The organism is Ruegeria pomeroyi DSS-3 (assembly GCF_000011965.2).
In the GTDB taxonomy this organism is placed as follows: Bacteria; Pseudomonadota; Alphaproteobacteria; order Rhodobacterales; family Rhodobacteraceae; genus Ruegeria_B; species Ruegeria_B pomeroyi.
Map to the genome: position 1 here is coordinate 3,091,372 of NC_003911.12, position 15,746 is coordinate 3,107,117.

Consider the following 15,746-nt stretch of genomic DNA (forward strand, 5'->3'; position numbering starts at 1 on the left):
GATCAGGGCGCGGGCAGCGCCTCGACCCAGTCGGCCATCATGTCGGCCCAGCCTTCGGGCACCGTATGGCCGCCGGGAAACAGCGCGAATTCCAGCGAACCGCCGCTGCATCCCTGCCAGCGGCGGCGCAGAAACGGGCCGGTCTGATCAAAGCCGTCCGGCTTGTGCTCGACACAGCCATTGGTCTGGCGCCACAGCTCCAGCCCGGCAAAGATATCGCCCTGCTGGAACCTGCCACCGCCCAGGAACCTCCCTTCGAGCGGCACCACCGGGTCGGCCCAGCCATGGGTCTGGAACAGGTGCACCGGACCGGCACAGCGGTCGGGCTGCGGTCGCCAGAACCCGCCCGAAACCGGCACATAGGCCCGATAGGCCCCGGGCGTGGCGCAGGCCAGATAGGTCACCATAAAGGCGCCCGCCGAAAACCCGCCCAGCACCGCCCTATCTGCATCCAGTCCGAATCGTGCGCTGGCTTCCCCCAGCACCTGGGCCAGAAAGGCGGGCTCGTCCCGCCCCTCCCAGCCGGGAAAGAAGGTCCAGCTGCGCGGGCGGCCCGGGGCGCGCGACTGGCCATCAGGGGCGATCACCGCCCAGCCGCGCGCCAGCAAGGGCGCCACCAGCCGGGCATTGCGCAGGGTCGCCGCCCCCTCGCCGCCATGACCGTGCAGAAAGATCAACACCGGCGGGTTCTCGGCCTCGGGCAGGGCGATATGATAGGTGCCGTCTGCGGTCTCGCAGGGGGCTGCCTCAGCCGCGCACCCCGCCTGCGCGCCCTGCCCCCAGAGACCGGCCAGCAGAGCCAGAACCGCCGCGCGCCTCATTCCTGCGCCTCGGCATGGGCCACCACCGGCAGTCCGGCGCGCAGCCAGCCCGGACCGGCGCGCGAGCCAAGCATCCCCTCGGGCACGTCGATGATGGAGGTGAACCCGGCCTGCGCCAGCTGGTTGGCCAATCGGGCCGAACGCACCCCGCGCGCGCAGATCAGCGCAATGGGCCGCGCCCGATCCCCGCCCGCCAGCTGGTCGAGAGCCGCCACGAAATCCGCGCGCCGCATGTCCAGCGGTTGCGCCCCCGCGCCGACCCCGGTCGAGGCCCATTCGTCGGGACGGCGGATATCGACCAGCAGCACCGCGCCCGCGTTGGCCTGCTCATGGGCCGCCTCGACGCTCAGATCTCCACCGGCGAAATCCTCGGGTGTCAGCAGATATTCCCGCACGGCAAGCCCGGCCAGCACCGCGCCGCCCAGCGCCAGCACCGCCCGGCGGCCCATCGGATGTGTCAGAATGGCGGTACCGCTCACGGCCTGATCCTCTCCTTGTCTCGATCCGCTTCTATCACCTGCGCGACATGATCGCGCGCCCGGATTGGCAAAAGCATGATCAAGAATACGTCAGTCCGGAATACATGAAACATTCTGTCGCGCCGAAACTTCGGGCTTTGCATCCTTGCAATACCGGCCAAGGACATAAATTATCGCTGCAAAGCGGAAACAAGAAAAACCAACAGCGGAGAAATCGACGGTGTCCCTCTTCCTCATCGCCGCCCTACCCTTTCTCGGGGCGATATTCCCTGCCCTGCTGATCCGGGCGGGACGAAACGCTTCGGCTTCGGCGGCGGGACTGACCAGCTTTCTGGCCTTTACCGGTCTGATGATCCATGCCCCGACCATCCTGGCGGGGGGCGTGGTGACGGCGCGGTTCGACTGGCTGCCCGTTCTGGGCCTGAATGCCAACTTCATGCTCGACGGGCTTGGCTTTCTGTTTGCGACGCTGATCCTGGGGATCGGCATGCTGATCATCCTCTATGCCCGGTTTTACCTGTCCCGGCATGACCCGATGGGTCAGTTCTTTACCTATCTGCTGCTCTTTCAGGGCGCGATGGTGGGCATCGTCCTGTCCGACAACATCCTGCTTTTGCTGGTATTCTGGGAGCTGACCTCGCTCAGCTCCTTCTTGCTGATCGGATATTGGAAACACCTGCCCGAGGGCCGCCAGGGCGCGCGCATGGCACTGGCGGTGACCGGATCGGGCGGCTTGGCGATGATCGCGGGCATGCTGATCCTGGGCCATATCGCCGGGTCCTATGACCTGAGCGTGATCCTGCAACATAAAGCGGCGATCCAGGCCTCGCCGCTGTACCTGCCGGCGCTGATCCTGATCCTCCTGGGCTGTTTCACCAAATCGGCACAGTTCCCGTTCCATTTCTGGCTGCCCCATGCGATGGCCGCACCGACGCCGGTGTCGGCCTATCTGCACTCGGCCACCATGGTCAAGGCGGGGCTGTTCCTGATGGCCCGCATGTGGCCGGTGCTGGCGGGCACGCCCGAATGGTTCTACATCGTCGCCACCACCGGGCTGGTGACGATGGTGGTGGGCGCGGTCATCGCGCTGTTCAAGGACGATCTGAAGGCATTGCTGGCCTTCTCCACCGTCAGCCAACTGGGGCTGATCACCATGTTGTTGGGCTTTGGCACCAAGATCGCCGCAGTCGCCGCGGTGTTCCACATCATCAACCACGCCACGTTCAAGGCCGCCCTGTTCATGAGCGCCGGCATCGTCGATCACGAGACTGGCACCCGCGACATCAAGCTGTTGGGCGGGTTGCGGCGGATGATGCCGATCACCTTTGGGATCGCGCTGATCGCGGGCCTGTCGATGGCGGGCATTCCGCCGCTCAACGGCTTTATCAGCAAGGAGATGATGCTGGAAGAGACGATCCACACCGTCTGGCTGGACAGCCATATCGTGGTTCCGGCGCTGGCCATCGTGGGGGCGCTGTTCTCGGCCGCCTATTCCTTTCGCTTCATCGCCCATACCTTCCTGGGTCCCGAGCAGGAGAGCTATCCGCATTCACCGCACGATCCCGGCCCGGGCCTGTGGCTTGCGCCCGCCCTGTTGGTAGTGCTTGTCGTGGTCATCGGCCTGAACTCCACCACCGTCGCCGGCCCGCTCGTCAAGGCCGCCGCAGGGGCGGTGATCGGCGGAGAGCTGCCTTACTTCAAGCTCAAGCTCTGGCACGGCTTTGCGCCCGCGCTTTACATGTCCATTGCCGCGGTTCTGGGCGGCCTGCTGCTGCTGGCGCTGCACCGGCATCTGGAGCGGTTCTGGAACGCCCTGCCCCGGCCCGAGGCCAAGGTCATCTTTGATGCGGTGATCGAGACGCTGACGGCGCTGTCGAACCGGGTGACCGACGGGCTGCACAATGGCGTCATCAGCCGCTATGCCGCCATCATGGTCGCCTTTACCGTGGGCATCGGATATTACGCCTATGCCACCGGCAGCATGGGCGCTCCGACACGCGTTCCCCTGCCCGCGACGATCATCCCGATCATCGGCTGGATCTGCCTGGTGGGCGCGACGCTGGCAATCATGTGGTTCCACCGCAATCGGCTGCTGTCTCTGGTGCTGATTGGCGTTGTCGGGCTGATCGTGTCGATGGCGTTCAACTATCTCTCGGCCCCCGATCTGGCGCTGACCCAGATTTCGGTCGAGGTGGTGACGATGATCCTGCTGCTGCTCTCGCTGAACTTCATGCCGACGGAAACCCCGGTGGACAGCACCAACGGGCGCAAGCTGCGCGATGCGGCGATCTCGATCGTGGCGGGGATCGGGGCGGGCGGGCTGATCTATGCGCTGATGCTGCGCGATTTCGCCTTTCCGACGATTTCCGAGTTCCACCTGGCCAATTCCTACAAGGGCGGCGGCGGCACCAATGTGGTGAACGTGATCCTGGTGGATTTCCGGGGCTTTGATACCTTTGGCGAGATCATCGTGCTGGGGATCGCCGCGCTGGTGATCTTTGCCCTGACCGAAAGCGTGCTGGCCACCAAGGTGCGCGCCTATCTGCTCAACCGCAAGCCGCATTGGCCGCAATCGGGCGACGCGCACCCGCTGATGATGGTGGTGGTGACCCGGGTGATGATGCCCATCGCGCTGATGGTGGGGGCCTATATCTTCTTCCGGGGCCACAACCAGCCGGGCGGCGGCTTCATCGCCGGTCTGGTGGTCGCCATCGCCTTTTTGATGCAATACATGGCCAGCGGCTTTACCTGGGCGGCCGAGCGGCAGCGGTTCTATTACCATGCCACCATCGGCTGGGGCGTGCTGATTGCGGCGGCCACCGGTCTGGGCGCCTGGTTCAACGACATGCCCTTCCTGACCAGCGATTTCGGCTATCTGCACTGGCCGCCTCTGGAGGAGTTCGAATGGGCCACCGCGATGCTGTTTGACACCGGCGTGTTCCTGGCGGTGCTGGGCGCGGTGATGCTGACGCTGGAAAGCCTGTCACGCTTTGCCTGGCAGCCGGGGATGACCCAGGAATTCCCGATGGATATCAACCCCGCGCGTGAGGCGCTGCGCCAGTTTGTCGAGGAGACCAAGCAGAAGATGGCCGAAAAGGGCAAGACCATAGACACGGAAAAGGGGGCCTGAGATGGAAGCGCTTCTTGCATCCGCCGTGGGCGTTCTGACCGCTGCCGGCATTTTCCTGATCCTGCGTCGGCGCACCTTTCCGGTGATCCTGGGCCTGTCGCTGCTGACCTATGCGGTCAACGCCTTCCTGTTCGCCACCGGGCGGCTGGCGCTGAACGCGCCGCCGGTACTGAACAAGTATAAGGAGGTCGTCTATACCGATCCGCTGCCGCAGGCGCTGGTGCTGACGGCGATCGTGATCTCGTTCGGGATGACGGCGGTGATCGTGATGATCGCGCTCAGCGCCTATCTGTCGTCGCGCGATGACCGGATCGACATGAGCGCGCAGGACAGTGTCGACGCGGCGGGAGAGGACGCATGAACCACTGGATCATTGCCCCGATCGTGCTGCCCGCGCTGCTAGCGCCCTTCATCATCATGGTGCTGCGCTATCACCTTGATTTGCAGCGCATCTTTTCGGTTGCAGGCACCGTCGGCCTCGTCGGCATCGCGCTGACGCTGACCGCGCAGGCCTCGGGCGGCGCGGTGCAGGTCTATGAGCTGGGCAACTGGCCCGCGCCCTTTGGCATCGTGCTGGTGCTCGACCGGATGTCGGCGCTGTTCGTGCTGCTGACATCGCTCTTGGCGCTGGTCGTGGTGCTTTATGCGATGGGATCGGGCTGGGACAAGCGCGGGCGGCATTTCCACCCTCTGTTCCAGTTCCAGCTGATGGGGGTCTGCGGCGCCTTTCTGACCGGCGACGCCTTCAACCTGTTTGTGTTCTTCGAGGTGTTGCTGATCGCCTCTTACGGGCTGATGACCCATGGCGGCGGCGCGGTGCGGCTCAAGGCCGGGGTACAGTATGTCACCTATAATCTGCTCGGCTCGACCCTGTTCCTGTTCGCGCTCGGCACGCTTTATGCGGTGACCGGCACGCTGAACATGGCCGATCTGGCGGTGCGGGTGGCCGAACTGCCGCCCGAGGATACCGCCCTGCTGCGGGTCGGGGCGGTCCTGCTGCTGCTGGTGTTCTGCATCAAGGCCGCGGTGCTGCCGCTGCATTTCTGGCTGCCGGCAAGCTATGCCAATGCGCCGCTGCCAGTGGCGGCGTTGTTTGCGATCATGACCAAGGTCGGCGCCTATGCCATCCTGCGCATGTATACGCTGGTCTTTGGCCCCGATCTGGCGATTGCCGAGGGGCTGGCGGGCGCCTGGCTGCTGCCCGCTGCTTTGGTCACCCTGGCGGTGGGCGCAATCGGTATCCTGGGCACAAGGCATATCGCCCGCATGGCGGCCTTTGGCGCCATCGCCTCGATGGGCACGCTGCTGATCGCGGTGTCGCTGTTCACCCCGCAGGCCACGGCGGCGGCGCTTTATTATGCGGTACATTCTACCCTGGCGGCGGCGCTGATGTTCCTGGTCGCCGATCTGGTGATGGAGCGTCAGGGCGGGCGTATCGACGGCATGCCGCCGATGGCGCAATCCGGCCTGATCGCGGTGCTGTTCTTTATCGGGTCGATCGCGCTGGCCGGGATGCCACCGCTGTCGGGCTTCGTCGGCAAGCTGCTGGTGATGGATGCCGCCCGCGACGCGGGCGAGTTTGCCGCGATCTGGGCGATGATCTTGATCAGCTCGTTCATCACCATCGTCGGGCTGGCGCGCGCGGGCTCGCTGATCTTCTGGCAGAGCCATGACGAGCGTCACAACACCGAGCCGGACCCGGAAAACGAGGATGAGGTGATCCACCTGCCCGCGCCCGAGCCGATGCCCGGTCTGACCTTTGCAGCGGTCTTCGGGCTGGTTGCCGGTCTGGCGGCGCTCACCCTCTTTGCCGGGCCTCTGATGGATTATACCCGCGCCATGGCGGCGCAGCTTTACGAACCGCAAGCCTATATCGACGCGGTCCTGAAGGGAGGCGGGAAATGAAACTCTTGCGCCGTATCTTTCCGCACCCGCACCTGACCCTGCTGTTGACGCTGGTCTGGGTGCTGCTGGCCAATGCGCCCTCGCTCAACTCGCTGCTGTTCGGGCTGATCTTGGGGATCGTGATCCCCTTCATCACACAGCCCTATTGGCCGGACCGGCCCAAGCTGCGCAACTGGCCGATGGTGGTCGAATACATGCTGGTCGTGCTGTGGGACATCGTGATGGCCAATGTCACCGTGGCCGGCATCATCCTGTTCAAGCGCGACGCAGACCGCAAACCGGCCTGGATCTCGATCCCGCTGGAGCTGCGCAGCCCCGAGGCGATCACCGTGCTGGCGGGCACCATCACCATGACCCCCGGCACCGTCAGCTGCGATCTGTCCGAGCGCGGTCTGAACCTGCTGGTGCATTGCCTGGACGCACCCGACCCGGACGCGGTGCGCGACGAGATCAAGCAGCGCTATGAACGCCGCCTGAAGGAGATTTTCGAATGATCCTGACCTATGCGATCTATTTCACCTTTGCCTGTTTCGGCGCGGCGATCATGATGTGCCTGTGGCGGATCATCACCGCCGAAGGGGTCGGCACGCGGGTGCTGGCGCTGGATACGATGGTGATCAACACCATCGCGCTGATGATCCTCTATGGCCTGACCGTGGGCTCCGAGATCTTCTTTGAAGCGGCCATGATTATCGCCATGCTGGGCTTTGTCTCGACCGTGGCCTACGCGCGCTTCATGTTGCGCGGCAATATCATCGAGTGAGGGCGGCATGGACCAGATCTGGGAAATCACTATCGCCTTCTTCCTGATCGTCTCGGGAGTGTTCGGCTTTGTCGGCTCGTTCGGGATGATCAAGCTCAAGGATCCGATGTCGCGGCTGCACGCGCCGACCAAGGCGACCACGCTCGGGGTGGGCGGGGTGCTGATCGCCTCGATCCTGCATTCGCTGACGCTCGAGGATCACGTCTCGCTGCACGAGTTGCTGATCACGCTGTTTCTGTTCCTGACAGCGCCGGTCACGGCGCTGTTCATTGCCAAATGGCACATTCACCGGCATGAAACGCCCGAGTCCCTGCCGCCGACCGGCGGGGACGGCAGATGGGCCACCCACGCGGTCGAACCCGACGACGACACACCAGAGCATACGGCCAACTGACATCATGCACACACCGCCCCTGCCCCGCACCCGCGACCTTGTTCTGATCGGGGGCGGCCACACCCATGCGCTGGTGCTGCGCAAATGGGGGATGATGCCGCTGGCGGGCACAAGGGTGACGGTGATCAATCCCGGTCCCACCGCGCCCTATTCGGGCATGCTGCCTGGTTTCGTCGCCGGTCACTATGACCGCGCGGCGCTGGATATCGACCTGGTGCAACTGGCGCGCTTCGCGGGCGCGCGGGTGGTGCTGGGCGCGGTTCAGGGTATCGACCTCGACCAGCGCGAGATCCATGTGCCGGGCCGCCCACCGATCAGCTTTGACGTGGCCTCGGTCAATGTCGGCATCACCTCGGCCATGCCCGAGATGGAGGGTTTTGCCGATCATGCGATCCCGGCCAAGCCGCTGGGGCCCTTCGCTGCCCGCTGGGCCGCCTATCTTGCGGGCGCGGGCCCGGCGCGGGTGGCGGTAATCGGTGGCGGCGTCGCCGGGGCCGAACTGGTGATGGCCATGGCCCACGCCCTGCGCAGCCGGGGCCGCGCGGGTCAGGTGACATTGATCGACCGCGCGCGCGTACTGGCGGGTCTCGGCCCGGGCGCCGCCGCGCGGGTCCGTCAGGCGATGGTCGGTCTGGGCGTGACCCTGGTTGAGGGGGTCGAGATCGCCCGGATCTCCGCCGAAGCGGTCGAACTGGGTGATGGCCGCCAGATCGAGGCCGATTTCATCACCGGCGCTGCGGGCGCGCGCGCCTATCCCTGGCTGGCCGAAACCGGGCTCGACACCCACGAGGGGTTCATCGCCGTCGATGCCTGCCTGCGCTCCAGCGATCCGATGGTGTTTGCCGCCGGAGATTGCGCACATCTGACCGATACACCGCGCCCCAAGGCCGGGGTCTATGCCGTGCGCGAGGCGCCGGTCCTTTATGACAATCTGCGCGCAGCGCTTGGCGCCGGGCATCCGCGCCCTTATCGCCCGCAATCCGATTACCTCAAGCTGATCTCGCTGGGTGGCAAATCTGCCCTGGCCGAGAAATGGGGGCGCGTGTTTGCCGGCCCCGCCATGTGGCGCTGGAAGGACCGGATCGACCGGACCTTCATGGACCGGTTCCGTGACCTGCCGCAGATGGGCCAACCCGCCCTGCCCGAGCTTCACAGCGCCGGGCTGAATGAGGCGCTGGGGGACAAGCCGCTTTGCGGCGGCTGCGGCGCCAAGGTGGGGCGCGCCGCCCTGCGCGCGGCGCTGGCACCGCTGCCGGGCATGGTGCGCAACGACGTGACCCCGCTGCCCGGGGATGACGCGGCGCTGCTGACGACCGGCGGTGTCCGGCAGGTGATGACCTCGGACCATCTGCGCGCCCTGGCTGAGGATCCGGTGCTGATGACCCGCATCGCCGCCCATCACGCGCTGGGCGATATCTGGGCCATGGGCGCAGCGCCGCAGGCGGCCACCGCCACGGTGATCCTGCCGCGCCTGTCACCCGAGCTGCAACAGCGTAGCCTGGCCGAGATCATGGCCGCCGCAACCGAGGTGATGCGCGCCGCCGGGGCAGAAATTGTCGGCGGCCACAGCTCGGTCGGAGACGAGCTGACCATCGGTTTCACCCTGACCGGCCTGTGCACCCAAGCGCCGATCACGCTGGGCGGCGGGCAGCCCGGCGACGTGCTGATCCTGACCAAGCCGCTGGGCAGCGGTGTGCTGATGGCGGCCGAGATGGCTGGCCGTGCGCCGGGCGCAGACGTGGCCGCCGCCTATGCCCTGATGACCATGGATCAGGGACCTGCCGCCCGCATCCTGGGCGCCGCCCATGCGATGACCGATGTGACGGGCTTCGGCCTTGCCGGGCACCTGCACGGGCTGTGCGAGGCCTCGGGCACCGGGGCGGAGCTTGACCTTGCGGCGGTGCCGCTGATGGCGGGCGCGTTGGCCTTGTCCGAGGCGGGTCACCGCTCGTCCATCTTCGCCGACAACCGGGCGCTGGTGCCGGGCTTGCCCGCCACCGGCGCGGCGGCGCTGCTGTTCGATCCGCAAACTGCGGGCGGCCTGCTCGCCGCTGTCGCGCCCGATCAGGCCGACGTCTGCCTCGCGGATTTGGTCAAAGCAGGTTACCCCGCCGCCCGGATCGGGGAGCTGACCCAAACGCCCGGCCTGCGTCTCGCCCGCTGACGGGGGCCAGCCCCCCGCCGCCCGTTCCGGGCGCCTCCCCCCGGAGTATTTCAAACCAGAAAGAAGCAGCAGAGGCTCGGCCCTGCATTTCGCCCAAAGTACGCTGGGGGGTCCGCGGCTTGCCACGTCGGAGGCAGCGCCCCCTCTCGCAGCGCTCAGAGGGCCTTCAGCACTGCGGCAACCTGTGCCGTCAGCGTATCAATACCCGCATGGTCGAGTGTGTCGGAGCGCAGGCGCGCCGCAACCTGCACCGCATGGCTGGCGCGGGACTTGCGATAGGCCGGGTCGTAATGCTGTTCCATCAGGGCGCGGGTGACCCCGTGTTTGTCACCTGCCGCGACCAGGGCCAGCCACCCTTCGACCACCGCATGCCCCCGGTGATAGCGCAGCGGGTCGAGCCGGGCGGTCAGGGTCTCGGCATCCGACAGGATATCGTCATAGGCAGCGGTGAGATAAGCGGAGCGGGCGGCAACGGGCGCCTCGATCTCGATCCGGGGCGCGGCACAAAGCGCGGCCCAGAGGCTGGGCGGCAGGATACGTTCGCCGATGCGCGAGCTTTCCGCCTCGACCACCACGGGGCGCGTGGGGTCGAGCCTGCAAAGCGCCGCCGCCAGCGCCGATTCAAACGCCTTCTGCTCTGGCTGTCCGCCGGGCCGCGCGCCCAGCAGCGAGCCGCGATGATTGGCCAGCGCCTCGAGGTCGAGCATCTGGACGCCCAGCGCCGGCAGCCGGGCCAGGATCTCGGTCTTGGCGGTGCCGGTGAACCCGTCGAGCGCCACCAGCCGGTGCGGCAGCGGATCCTCGTAGAGGTACCGGTTTACCAGTCGTCGATAGGTGCGGTACCCGCCCGAGACCACTTCGGCCCGCCAGCCGATCTGTTGCAACATCCAAGTGAACGAGCCGGACCGCTGCCCGCCGCGCCAGCAATAGACCAGTGGCCGCCAGTGGCCCTCGTGATGGGACAGGCTCTGCTCCACATGGCTGGCGGCGTTGCGGAACACCAGCGCCGCGCCCAGCTTGCGCGCCAGAAACGGGCTTTGCTGCTTGTAGATGGTGCCGACGCGGGCACGCTCTTCGTTGTCCAGCACCGGCAGGTTGATCGCGCCGGGCAGGTGATCCTCGGCAAACTCCGCCGGGCTGCGCACGTCGATGACAGTGTCATAGTCATGCGCATAGAGTTGCGGGAGCGTGGTGAATTCTAGAGCCATGCGCGCGGTGTAGCGCCCTTTGCGGACGGGCGAAAGATCACCCGTCGAAGGGTTCGATCAAATCCGGACCGCTGGCGCGGTTCGAATTCACCGCCGGGTCGACCCGGTGATAGTCGAGCACCTCTTCGGCACCCGGTTGCATCAGCCGGGCAGCGCCATGCCCCGCCTCGCCCAGCCAGAGCGGCCAGTCATCCGGTTCCAGGATCAGCGGCATCCGGTGATGCAACTGCCCCAGATGGCGGTTGGCAGCGGTGGTGACGATGGCGCAGGTGGGCTGGCGCGCGGCCTCGGGGCCCCAGTCCTGCCAGATCCCGGCAAAGGCGATCGGCGCGCCGTCGCGGCGGTGAATGTACCAGGGCAGGCGCACGTCTCCGCCCGGACGCGTCCATTCATAGAACCCCGTGGACGGGATCAGACAGCGCCGCTGCCGGCAGGCTGCGCGAAAGGCTGGTTTCTCGGCCAGGGTCTCGGCACGGGCGTTGATCAGCAGCGGGCCGTCGGTTTCGCTCTTGTACCACTGCGGCAGGAATCCCCAGCGCATCGCCAACAGGTTCCGCCCGCCGGGACCGGCGCGGACGACGTGAACCGGATTGGTGGGGCAGATATTGTAATTTGGCACCGCCGGCAGGTCATTGGCCGGCTGCGCCTGGAACAGCCGCGCCATGGCGTCGCTGGGCAGGGTATTGGCAATCCGTCCGCACATGGCGGCAGATTACGAGGCCGCCTGTACCTTGGCCAGTACCTGTTGCACCTGGGCCTCGACGCTCTGCCAGGCGGGCACTGCCTCGATCGCGGCAATCCAGCGGTGGATATTGGCGTAGCCCTCAAGCGGATAGTGGCACTGATCCCGCAGGCTGAGAATGCAGGCCAGCGTGATATCGGCCAGCGTCATCCCATCGCCCACCAGCCAGTCACGCCCCGCCAGATGGCTGTCGAGCACCGCCGCGTATCTGGCCACCTGGGTTGCGGCGGTTTCCAGATCGGCGTCCATCTGGCCAAAGATGTGGCGGCTGATGAAGGGCGACAGCGCCGGTGTCCAATGGGCGGTCTCCCAATACTGCCAGCGCAGGATGTCATAGCGGATGTCGGATTTCGGCCAGAGGCTGGTCTCGGTCTCGGCACAGAGCCGCGCCATGATGGCGTTGGATTCCCAAAGCGTGCTGCCATCGTCATATTCGAGCACCGGCACCTTGGCATTGGGATTGAGCGCGACAAAACCCGGCGCGAGCTGCTCGCCCGTGGCGAGGTTGACCAGTGCAACCGGCAGGTTCAACCCAAGATGCGCGTTCACGACCAGAACCTTGCGCGAGTTGGGCGAAGGCGGAAAGACATGCAGTTTCATGAAGTATCTCCTTTGTTTAACTTATTTGTTAATTAACGTATCCATATGCCGCAGGTCAAGCGTCATGAAACTGTCGCAAATGGGTTTGCAACCCGCCTGTGCCGCCCCTAGATCTACGGTACCACCTGCCGTCGCAGCGCACGAAAGCCCTTTATGACGCTTGATCCCACCCCTGCCCTGAGCGCGCTTCGATCCGGAGATTTCCGCACCGTGCAGAAACTGGCGCGCCGGGCGCTCAAGCTGGCCAAGGGTGATCCCGGCTGGCTGAACCTTGCCGCAATTGCCGAATCCGGGTTGGGCCGGCCCAAGGCGGCGCTGCCGCATTTCCAGCTGGCGCTGAAACTGGCGCCCGATTTCCATGATGCCCGGCGCAATCTGGCGCAGACGCTGGTGATCCTGGGCCGTTTGGACGAGGCCGAGCGGCATCTGCAGCAGCTGACCGGCACCAACCCGCAAGATGCCGAAGCCTGGGCGTTGCTGTCGCAGGCCGCGATGGGGCGGGGCGATGGCGATGCGGCGCTGGCGGCGGCGGATCGCTATGTCGACCTGCGGCCCGGACAGGCGCGAGGCCTGATGTTGCGCGCCACGTTGCATGGCCGGTTGGGCGACGAGGCGGCGGCGCTGGCTGATCTGCAACAGGCGCAGATGGCCGAACCCGACAATGTCGACCTGCTGATCGCCCTGTCACTGCCGCTGGCGCGCGCAGACCATCCCGGCGCCGCGATCGACGTCGCCCGCCGCGCCGTAGAGCTGGCCCCGCGCCATATCCCCGCCCGGCTCACCCTTGCGATGCGCCATGTGGAACAGGGGGACAGCGATGCCGCCAAGGCGATGTATCACAGAGTGCTCGAAATCGCGCCCGATCAGGCCGAGGCGCTGGAACAGCTGGCCCATCTCAACGATGCCGCCGAGAACCAGCGGCTTGCGCCCCAGGTGCAGACCGCATTGAAAACTGCCGAGGCGGGCAGCCTGGACAAGGCGCAACTGCATTTCGCGCTGGCCCGGATTGCAGCGCAAAGCGCGGATGACGACGGCCTTGCCCGCAATCTGACCCGTGCCAATGCCACCATGGCGCGGCTGATGCCCTATGACGCCGGGGCCGATACCCGGCTGAGCGAGGCGCTGATGGCGCGGTTTGCACCGGGCGCGGACTGCGACGGGCCCGGCGATGGGCCTGCGCCATTCTACGTTCTGGGCCTGCCGCGGTCCGGCACCTCGCTGACCGAGGCGGTGCTGGGCGCGCATCCGGTGGTGCACCCCCTGGGCGAACGCATCGCACCGGGGCGGCTGCTGGCGCCGCTGATCGACGGCGGGCTGCCGTTTGACGCACAGGCGCGGGCGGCGTTCCGCAAGGGCGAGGCCGCGAGCCTGCCCGCCCTGCCCGAAGGCACCCGGTTCTATACCGACAAGATGCCCGAGAATTACCGGCTTGTGGGCTTCCTGCTCGCGGCGCGCGGGGATGCGCGGGTGATCCACCTGCGGCGGGACCCGCGCGATGTGGCGCTGTCGCTGTGGCAGGCGCATCTGGCGGGATCGGCGTTGAACTATGCCTATGACCTGGGCGCTATGGCGCATCGGTTCAACCTTTACGCCCGGATGATGGCGCATTGGCGCGCGATCTTCCCCGACCGCATTCTGGATCTGCCTTACGAAGAGCTGGTGGCCGATGTCACCCGTGCCAGCCAGCGGCTGGCCGAGTGGCTGGGTCTGGTCTGGGATCCCGAAATGGCGCGACCCGAGCGCAGCACATCACAGATTCTGACGCTCAGCGCCAGTCAGCTGCGCCAGCCGGTGCATACACGCTCGGTCGGCAAATGGCGCAAGCATGAGGCCATGCTTGCGCCCTTCATCGCAGGTCTCGACCCCGGCCTCTGGCCCGAGTTGGGCCAGTCCGGGATCTGAGGGTCACTTCTTGACGATGCGCCCGTCGAGATAGGGCTGATAAGGCGCGTTGGCGGCAAGGTACTCCGCCGTCACATCGGCCAGATCGGGGCCGTAGTCATAGGCGTTCTTGTCGTCCCCCGAGAACATCGCATAGCCGTCGCCGCCATTGCGAACATAGTTGTTGGTCACCACCATATATGTCCCCGTCAGGTCGAGAGGCACAAAACCATCCTCGCTGGCAACCATGACCTCGACAATGCGGCTGCCGGCAGGCTGCGCGCTGTCCCAGGTGAAGGTCAGGCCCGAGACCTGCGGGAAGCGGCCCGCGCCCTCTTCGGCCTGGCTGACGCCGTTTTCCAGCGCCTCGACGATCAGGGCACCGGTCGCCTCAAAGGTCGACAGCGTGTTCTGGAAGGGCAGCACTGTCAACACTTCGCCCATGGTCACCTCGCCCGCGTCGATCGAGGCGCGCAACCCGCCCGAATTGGCGATGGCGATGGTCACGCCCTGATCGGCCACCCGCTCCAGCATCGCGTCGGTGACCAGATTGCCCATCTGGCATTCCTGCACCCGGCAGACATCTCGGCTGCCCTCGATCGGGGCGGCGGCATTGGCGACCACCTTGTTGCGGATCTCTTCCAGCGGCACCGCGAGTTCCTGGATACGGGCGACGGTGGCGGTGTCCTCGCTCACGGTGGCATCCATGATCAGCGGCTCGCCCACCGCCTCGATCACGTTGCCGGCGTCATCAAAGGTGACGTTCAGTTCGCCCAGGAACTTGCCATAGGCATAGGCCTGCACGATCTGCACCCCGTTTACCACGGTGGGATAGGGGCCCGACGCCTTGTCCGAGACATTGGACAGGTAGGTGTTGGAATGCCCGCCCACGATCACATCGACACCGGTCGTTTCCGCCGCGACGCGCTGGTCGGTGCCATAGCCCGAATGGCTGAGCACGATGATCTTGTTCACGCCCTCGGCGGTCAGCCGGTCGACCTCTCCCTGTACCGCAGGCACCGGGTCCGAGAAGGAGATGTTCGGGCCGGGGCTGGCCAACTCATGGGTATCCTCGGGCGTCAGGCCGATCAGGCCGATCTTTTCGCCGCCCTTCTCGATCACCGTCGATTTCAGCAACTTGGTGGCCAGCAGTTCCTCGCCGCTGAAATCGGCATTGGACATCAGGACCGGAAAGCTTACCGCATCCATGAAACCGCGCAGCACCTCGGGGCCGTCGTCGAATTCGTGGTTGCCCACGGTCATCGCGTCATAGCCGAGCTTGTTCATGAACTCGGCCGCGACCTTGCCCTTGTAATAGGTATAGAACAGCGTGCCCTGGAACTGATCGCCGCCATCCACCAGAATCGCGTTTCCGGCGCGGGCGCGCGCGGCCTCGATCGCGGTGACCAGACGGGCGGTGCCGCCAAAGCATTTGCCCTCGGCGTTGTCTTCGGCCCCGCAACCGCTGTCATATTTGCTGATCGGTTCGAACCGGGCGTGGAAATCGTTGGTGTGCAGAATGGTCAGCTTGTATTCGGCGGCGGCCATGCCGGCCGTCAGGCCCAGTGCCGCAACCGAAGTCATGAAACGGGTGAACATGCTATCAACTCCCTGTTGTTATTGCCGGTGATGGTGCGCGCGGAATTGAGCGGAGTCAAA

General features: G+C 65.9%; 14 protein-coding genes. 8 read left to right on the plus strand and 6 right to left on the minus strand.

Annotation, left to right across the window (positions count from 1 at the left end):
• Nucleotides 1–2: 2 nt before the first annotated feature.
• Together SPO_RS14670 and SPO_RS14675 are read right to left on the minus strand one after the other, a co-directional pair.
• On the minus strand, nt 3–821 hold the full coding sequence (locus SPO_RS14670; protein ID WP_011048591.1) for an alpha/beta hydrolase family esterase: 819 nt from the start codon (nt 819–821) through the stop codon (nt 3–5).
• Nucleotides 818–1,300 (minus strand): rhodanese-like domain-containing protein, encoded by a 483-nt coding sequence (locus SPO_RS14675; RefSeq protein WP_011048592.1) that lies wholly within the window; start codon nt 1,298–1,300, stop codon nt 818–820. Before SPO_RS14675 ends, SPO_RS14670 begins: the two co-directional genes overlap by 4 nt.
• A 220-nt stretch (nt 1,301–1,520) precedes the next feature.
• On the opposite strand from SPO_RS14675, the gene SPO_RS14680 reads away from it, so the two are divergent.
• The 7 genes from SPO_RS14680 to selD are packed head-to-tail and all read left to right on the plus strand — an operon-like array spanning nt 1,521 to nt 9,656.
• Nucleotides 1,521–4,430 (plus strand): monovalent cation/H+ antiporter subunit A, encoded by a 2,910-nt coding sequence (locus tag SPO_RS14680; protein WP_011048593.1) that lies wholly within the window; start codon nt 1,521–1,523, stop codon nt 4,428–4,430.
• 1 nt (nt 4,431) lies between these two features.
• Entirely contained in the window at nt 4,432–4,791 is a 360-nt protein-coding gene (locus SPO_RS14685; RefSeq protein WP_011048594.1) for a Na+/H+ antiporter subunit C, read from the plus strand.
• Complete coding sequence (locus SPO_RS14690; RefSeq protein ID WP_011048595.1) at nt 4,788–6,335, plus strand: monovalent cation/H+ antiporter subunit D; 1,548 nt, start codon at nt 4,788–4,790, stop codon at nt 6,333–6,335. The genes SPO_RS14685 and SPO_RS14690 overlap by 4 nt, the downstream gene beginning before the upstream one ends.
• The gene (locus SPO_RS14695) at nt 6,332–6,829 is read left to right on the plus strand and encodes a Na+/H+ antiporter subunit E (RefSeq protein WP_011048596.1); all 498 of its coding nucleotides are present in this window, start codon (nt 6,332–6,334) and stop codon (nt 6,827–6,829) included. The genes SPO_RS14690 and SPO_RS14695 overlap by 4 nt, the downstream gene beginning before the upstream one ends.
• Nucleotides 6,826–7,098: a K+/H+ antiporter subunit F gene (locus tag SPO_RS14700; RefSeq protein ID WP_011048597.1), complete on the plus strand. Its 273-nt coding sequence runs from the start codon at nt 6,826–6,828 to the stop codon at nt 7,096–7,098. The genes SPO_RS14695 and SPO_RS14700 overlap by 4 nt, the downstream gene beginning before the upstream one ends.
• 7 nt (nt 7,099–7,105) lie before the next feature.
• Nucleotides 7,106–7,492, plus strand: coding sequence for a Na+/H+ antiporter subunit G (locus tag SPO_RS14705; RefSeq protein WP_011048598.1), 387 nt, complete (start codon nt 7,106–7,108; stop codon nt 7,490–7,492).
• Between the two features lie 4 nt (nt 7,493–7,496).
• Nucleotides 7,497–9,656 (plus strand): selenide, water dikinase SelD, encoded by a 2,160-nt coding sequence (selD, locus tag SPO_RS14710; RefSeq protein ID WP_011048599.1) that lies wholly within the window; start codon nt 7,497–7,499, stop codon nt 9,654–9,656.
• A 155-nt stretch (nt 9,657–9,811) separates the two neighbouring features.
• Here selD and mnmH read toward each other — a convergent pair whose 3' ends face one another.
• The 3 genes from mnmH to SPO_RS14725 are packed head-to-tail and all read right to left on the minus strand — an operon-like array spanning nt 9,812 to nt 12,206.
• Complete coding sequence (gene mnmH, locus SPO_RS14715) at nt 9,812–10,864, minus strand: tRNA 2-selenouridine(34) synthase MnmH (RefSeq protein WP_011048600.1); 1,053 nt, start codon at nt 10,862–10,864, stop codon at nt 9,812–9,814.
• Between the two features lie 37 nt (nt 10,865–10,901).
• Nucleotides 10,902–11,567 (minus strand): SOS response-associated peptidase, encoded by a 666-nt coding sequence (locus SPO_RS14720; RefSeq protein WP_011048601.1) that lies wholly within the window; start codon nt 11,565–11,567, stop codon nt 10,902–10,904.
• A 9-nt stretch (nt 11,568–11,576) separates the two neighbouring features.
• Nucleotides 11,577–12,206 (minus strand): glutathione S-transferase family protein, encoded by a 630-nt coding sequence (locus tag SPO_RS14725; protein WP_011048602.1) that lies wholly within the window; start codon nt 12,204–12,206, stop codon nt 11,577–11,579.
• 153 nt (nt 12,207–12,359) lie between these two features.
• Between SPO_RS14725 and SPO_RS14730 the strand changes: the two genes are divergently transcribed.
• Complete coding sequence (locus SPO_RS14730) at nt 12,360–14,108, plus strand: tetratricopeptide repeat-containing sulfotransferase family protein (RefSeq protein ID WP_011048603.1); 1,749 nt, start codon at nt 12,360–12,362, stop codon at nt 14,106–14,108.
• Between the two features lie 3 nt (nt 14,109–14,111).
• On the opposite strand, the gene SPO_RS14735 is transcribed toward SPO_RS14730, so the two are convergent.
• Nucleotides 14,112–15,686 carry a bifunctional metallophosphatase/5'-nucleotidase gene (locus tag SPO_RS14735; protein WP_011048604.1) on the minus strand — a complete coding sequence of 525 codons (1,575 nt, stop codon included), beginning with the start codon at nt 15,684–15,686 and terminating at the stop codon, nt 14,112–14,114.
• Nucleotides 15,687–15,746: the final 60 nt, after the last annotated feature.

Excerpts from the sequence above, each read along its gene's own strand:
- SPO_RS14670 (WP_011048591.1), bottom strand. The coding sequence starts at position 821 with ATGAGGCGCGCGGCGGTTCTGGCTCTGCTGGCCGGTCTCTGGGGGCAG.
- selD (WP_011048599.1), top strand. The coding sequence starts at position 7,497 with ATGCACACACCGCCCCTGCCCCGCACCCGCGACCTTGTTCTGATCGGG.
- SPO_RS14725 (WP_011048602.1), bottom strand. The coding sequence starts at position 12,206 with ATGAAACTGCATGTCTTTCCGCCTTCGCCCAACTCGCGCAAGGTTCTG.
- SPO_RS14720 (WP_011048601.1), bottom strand. The coding sequence starts at position 11,567 with ATGTGCGGACGGATTGCCAATACCCTGCCCAGCGACGCCATGGCGCGG.
- SPO_RS14690 (WP_011048595.1), top strand. The coding sequence starts at position 4,788 with ATGAACCACTGGATCATTGCCCCGATCGTGCTGCCCGCGCTGCTAGCG.
- SPO_RS14700 (WP_011048597.1), top strand. The coding sequence starts at position 6,826 with ATGATCCTGACCTATGCGATCTATTTCACCTTTGCCTGTTTCGGCGCG.
- SPO_RS14685 (WP_011048594.1), top strand. The coding sequence starts at position 4,432 with ATGGAAGCGCTTCTTGCATCCGCCGTGGGCGTTCTGACCGCTGCCGGC.
- SPO_RS14730 (WP_011048603.1), top strand. The coding sequence starts at position 12,360 with ATGACGCTTGATCCCACCCCTGCCCTGAGCGCGCTTCGATCCGGAGAT.
- SPO_RS14705 (WP_011048598.1), top strand. The coding sequence starts at position 7,106 with ATGGACCAGATCTGGGAAATCACTATCGCCTTCTTCCTGATCGTCTCG.
- SPO_RS14735 (WP_011048604.1), bottom strand. The coding sequence starts at position 15,686 with ATGTTCACCCGTTTCATGACTTCGGTTGCGGCACTGGGCCTGACGGCC.
- SPO_RS14695 (WP_011048596.1), top strand. The coding sequence starts at position 6,332 with ATGAAACTCTTGCGCCGTATCTTTCCGCACCCGCACCTGACCCTGCTG.
- mnmH (WP_011048600.1), bottom strand. The coding sequence starts at position 10,864 with ATGGCTCTAGAATTCACCACGCTCCCGCAACTCTATGCGCATGACTAT.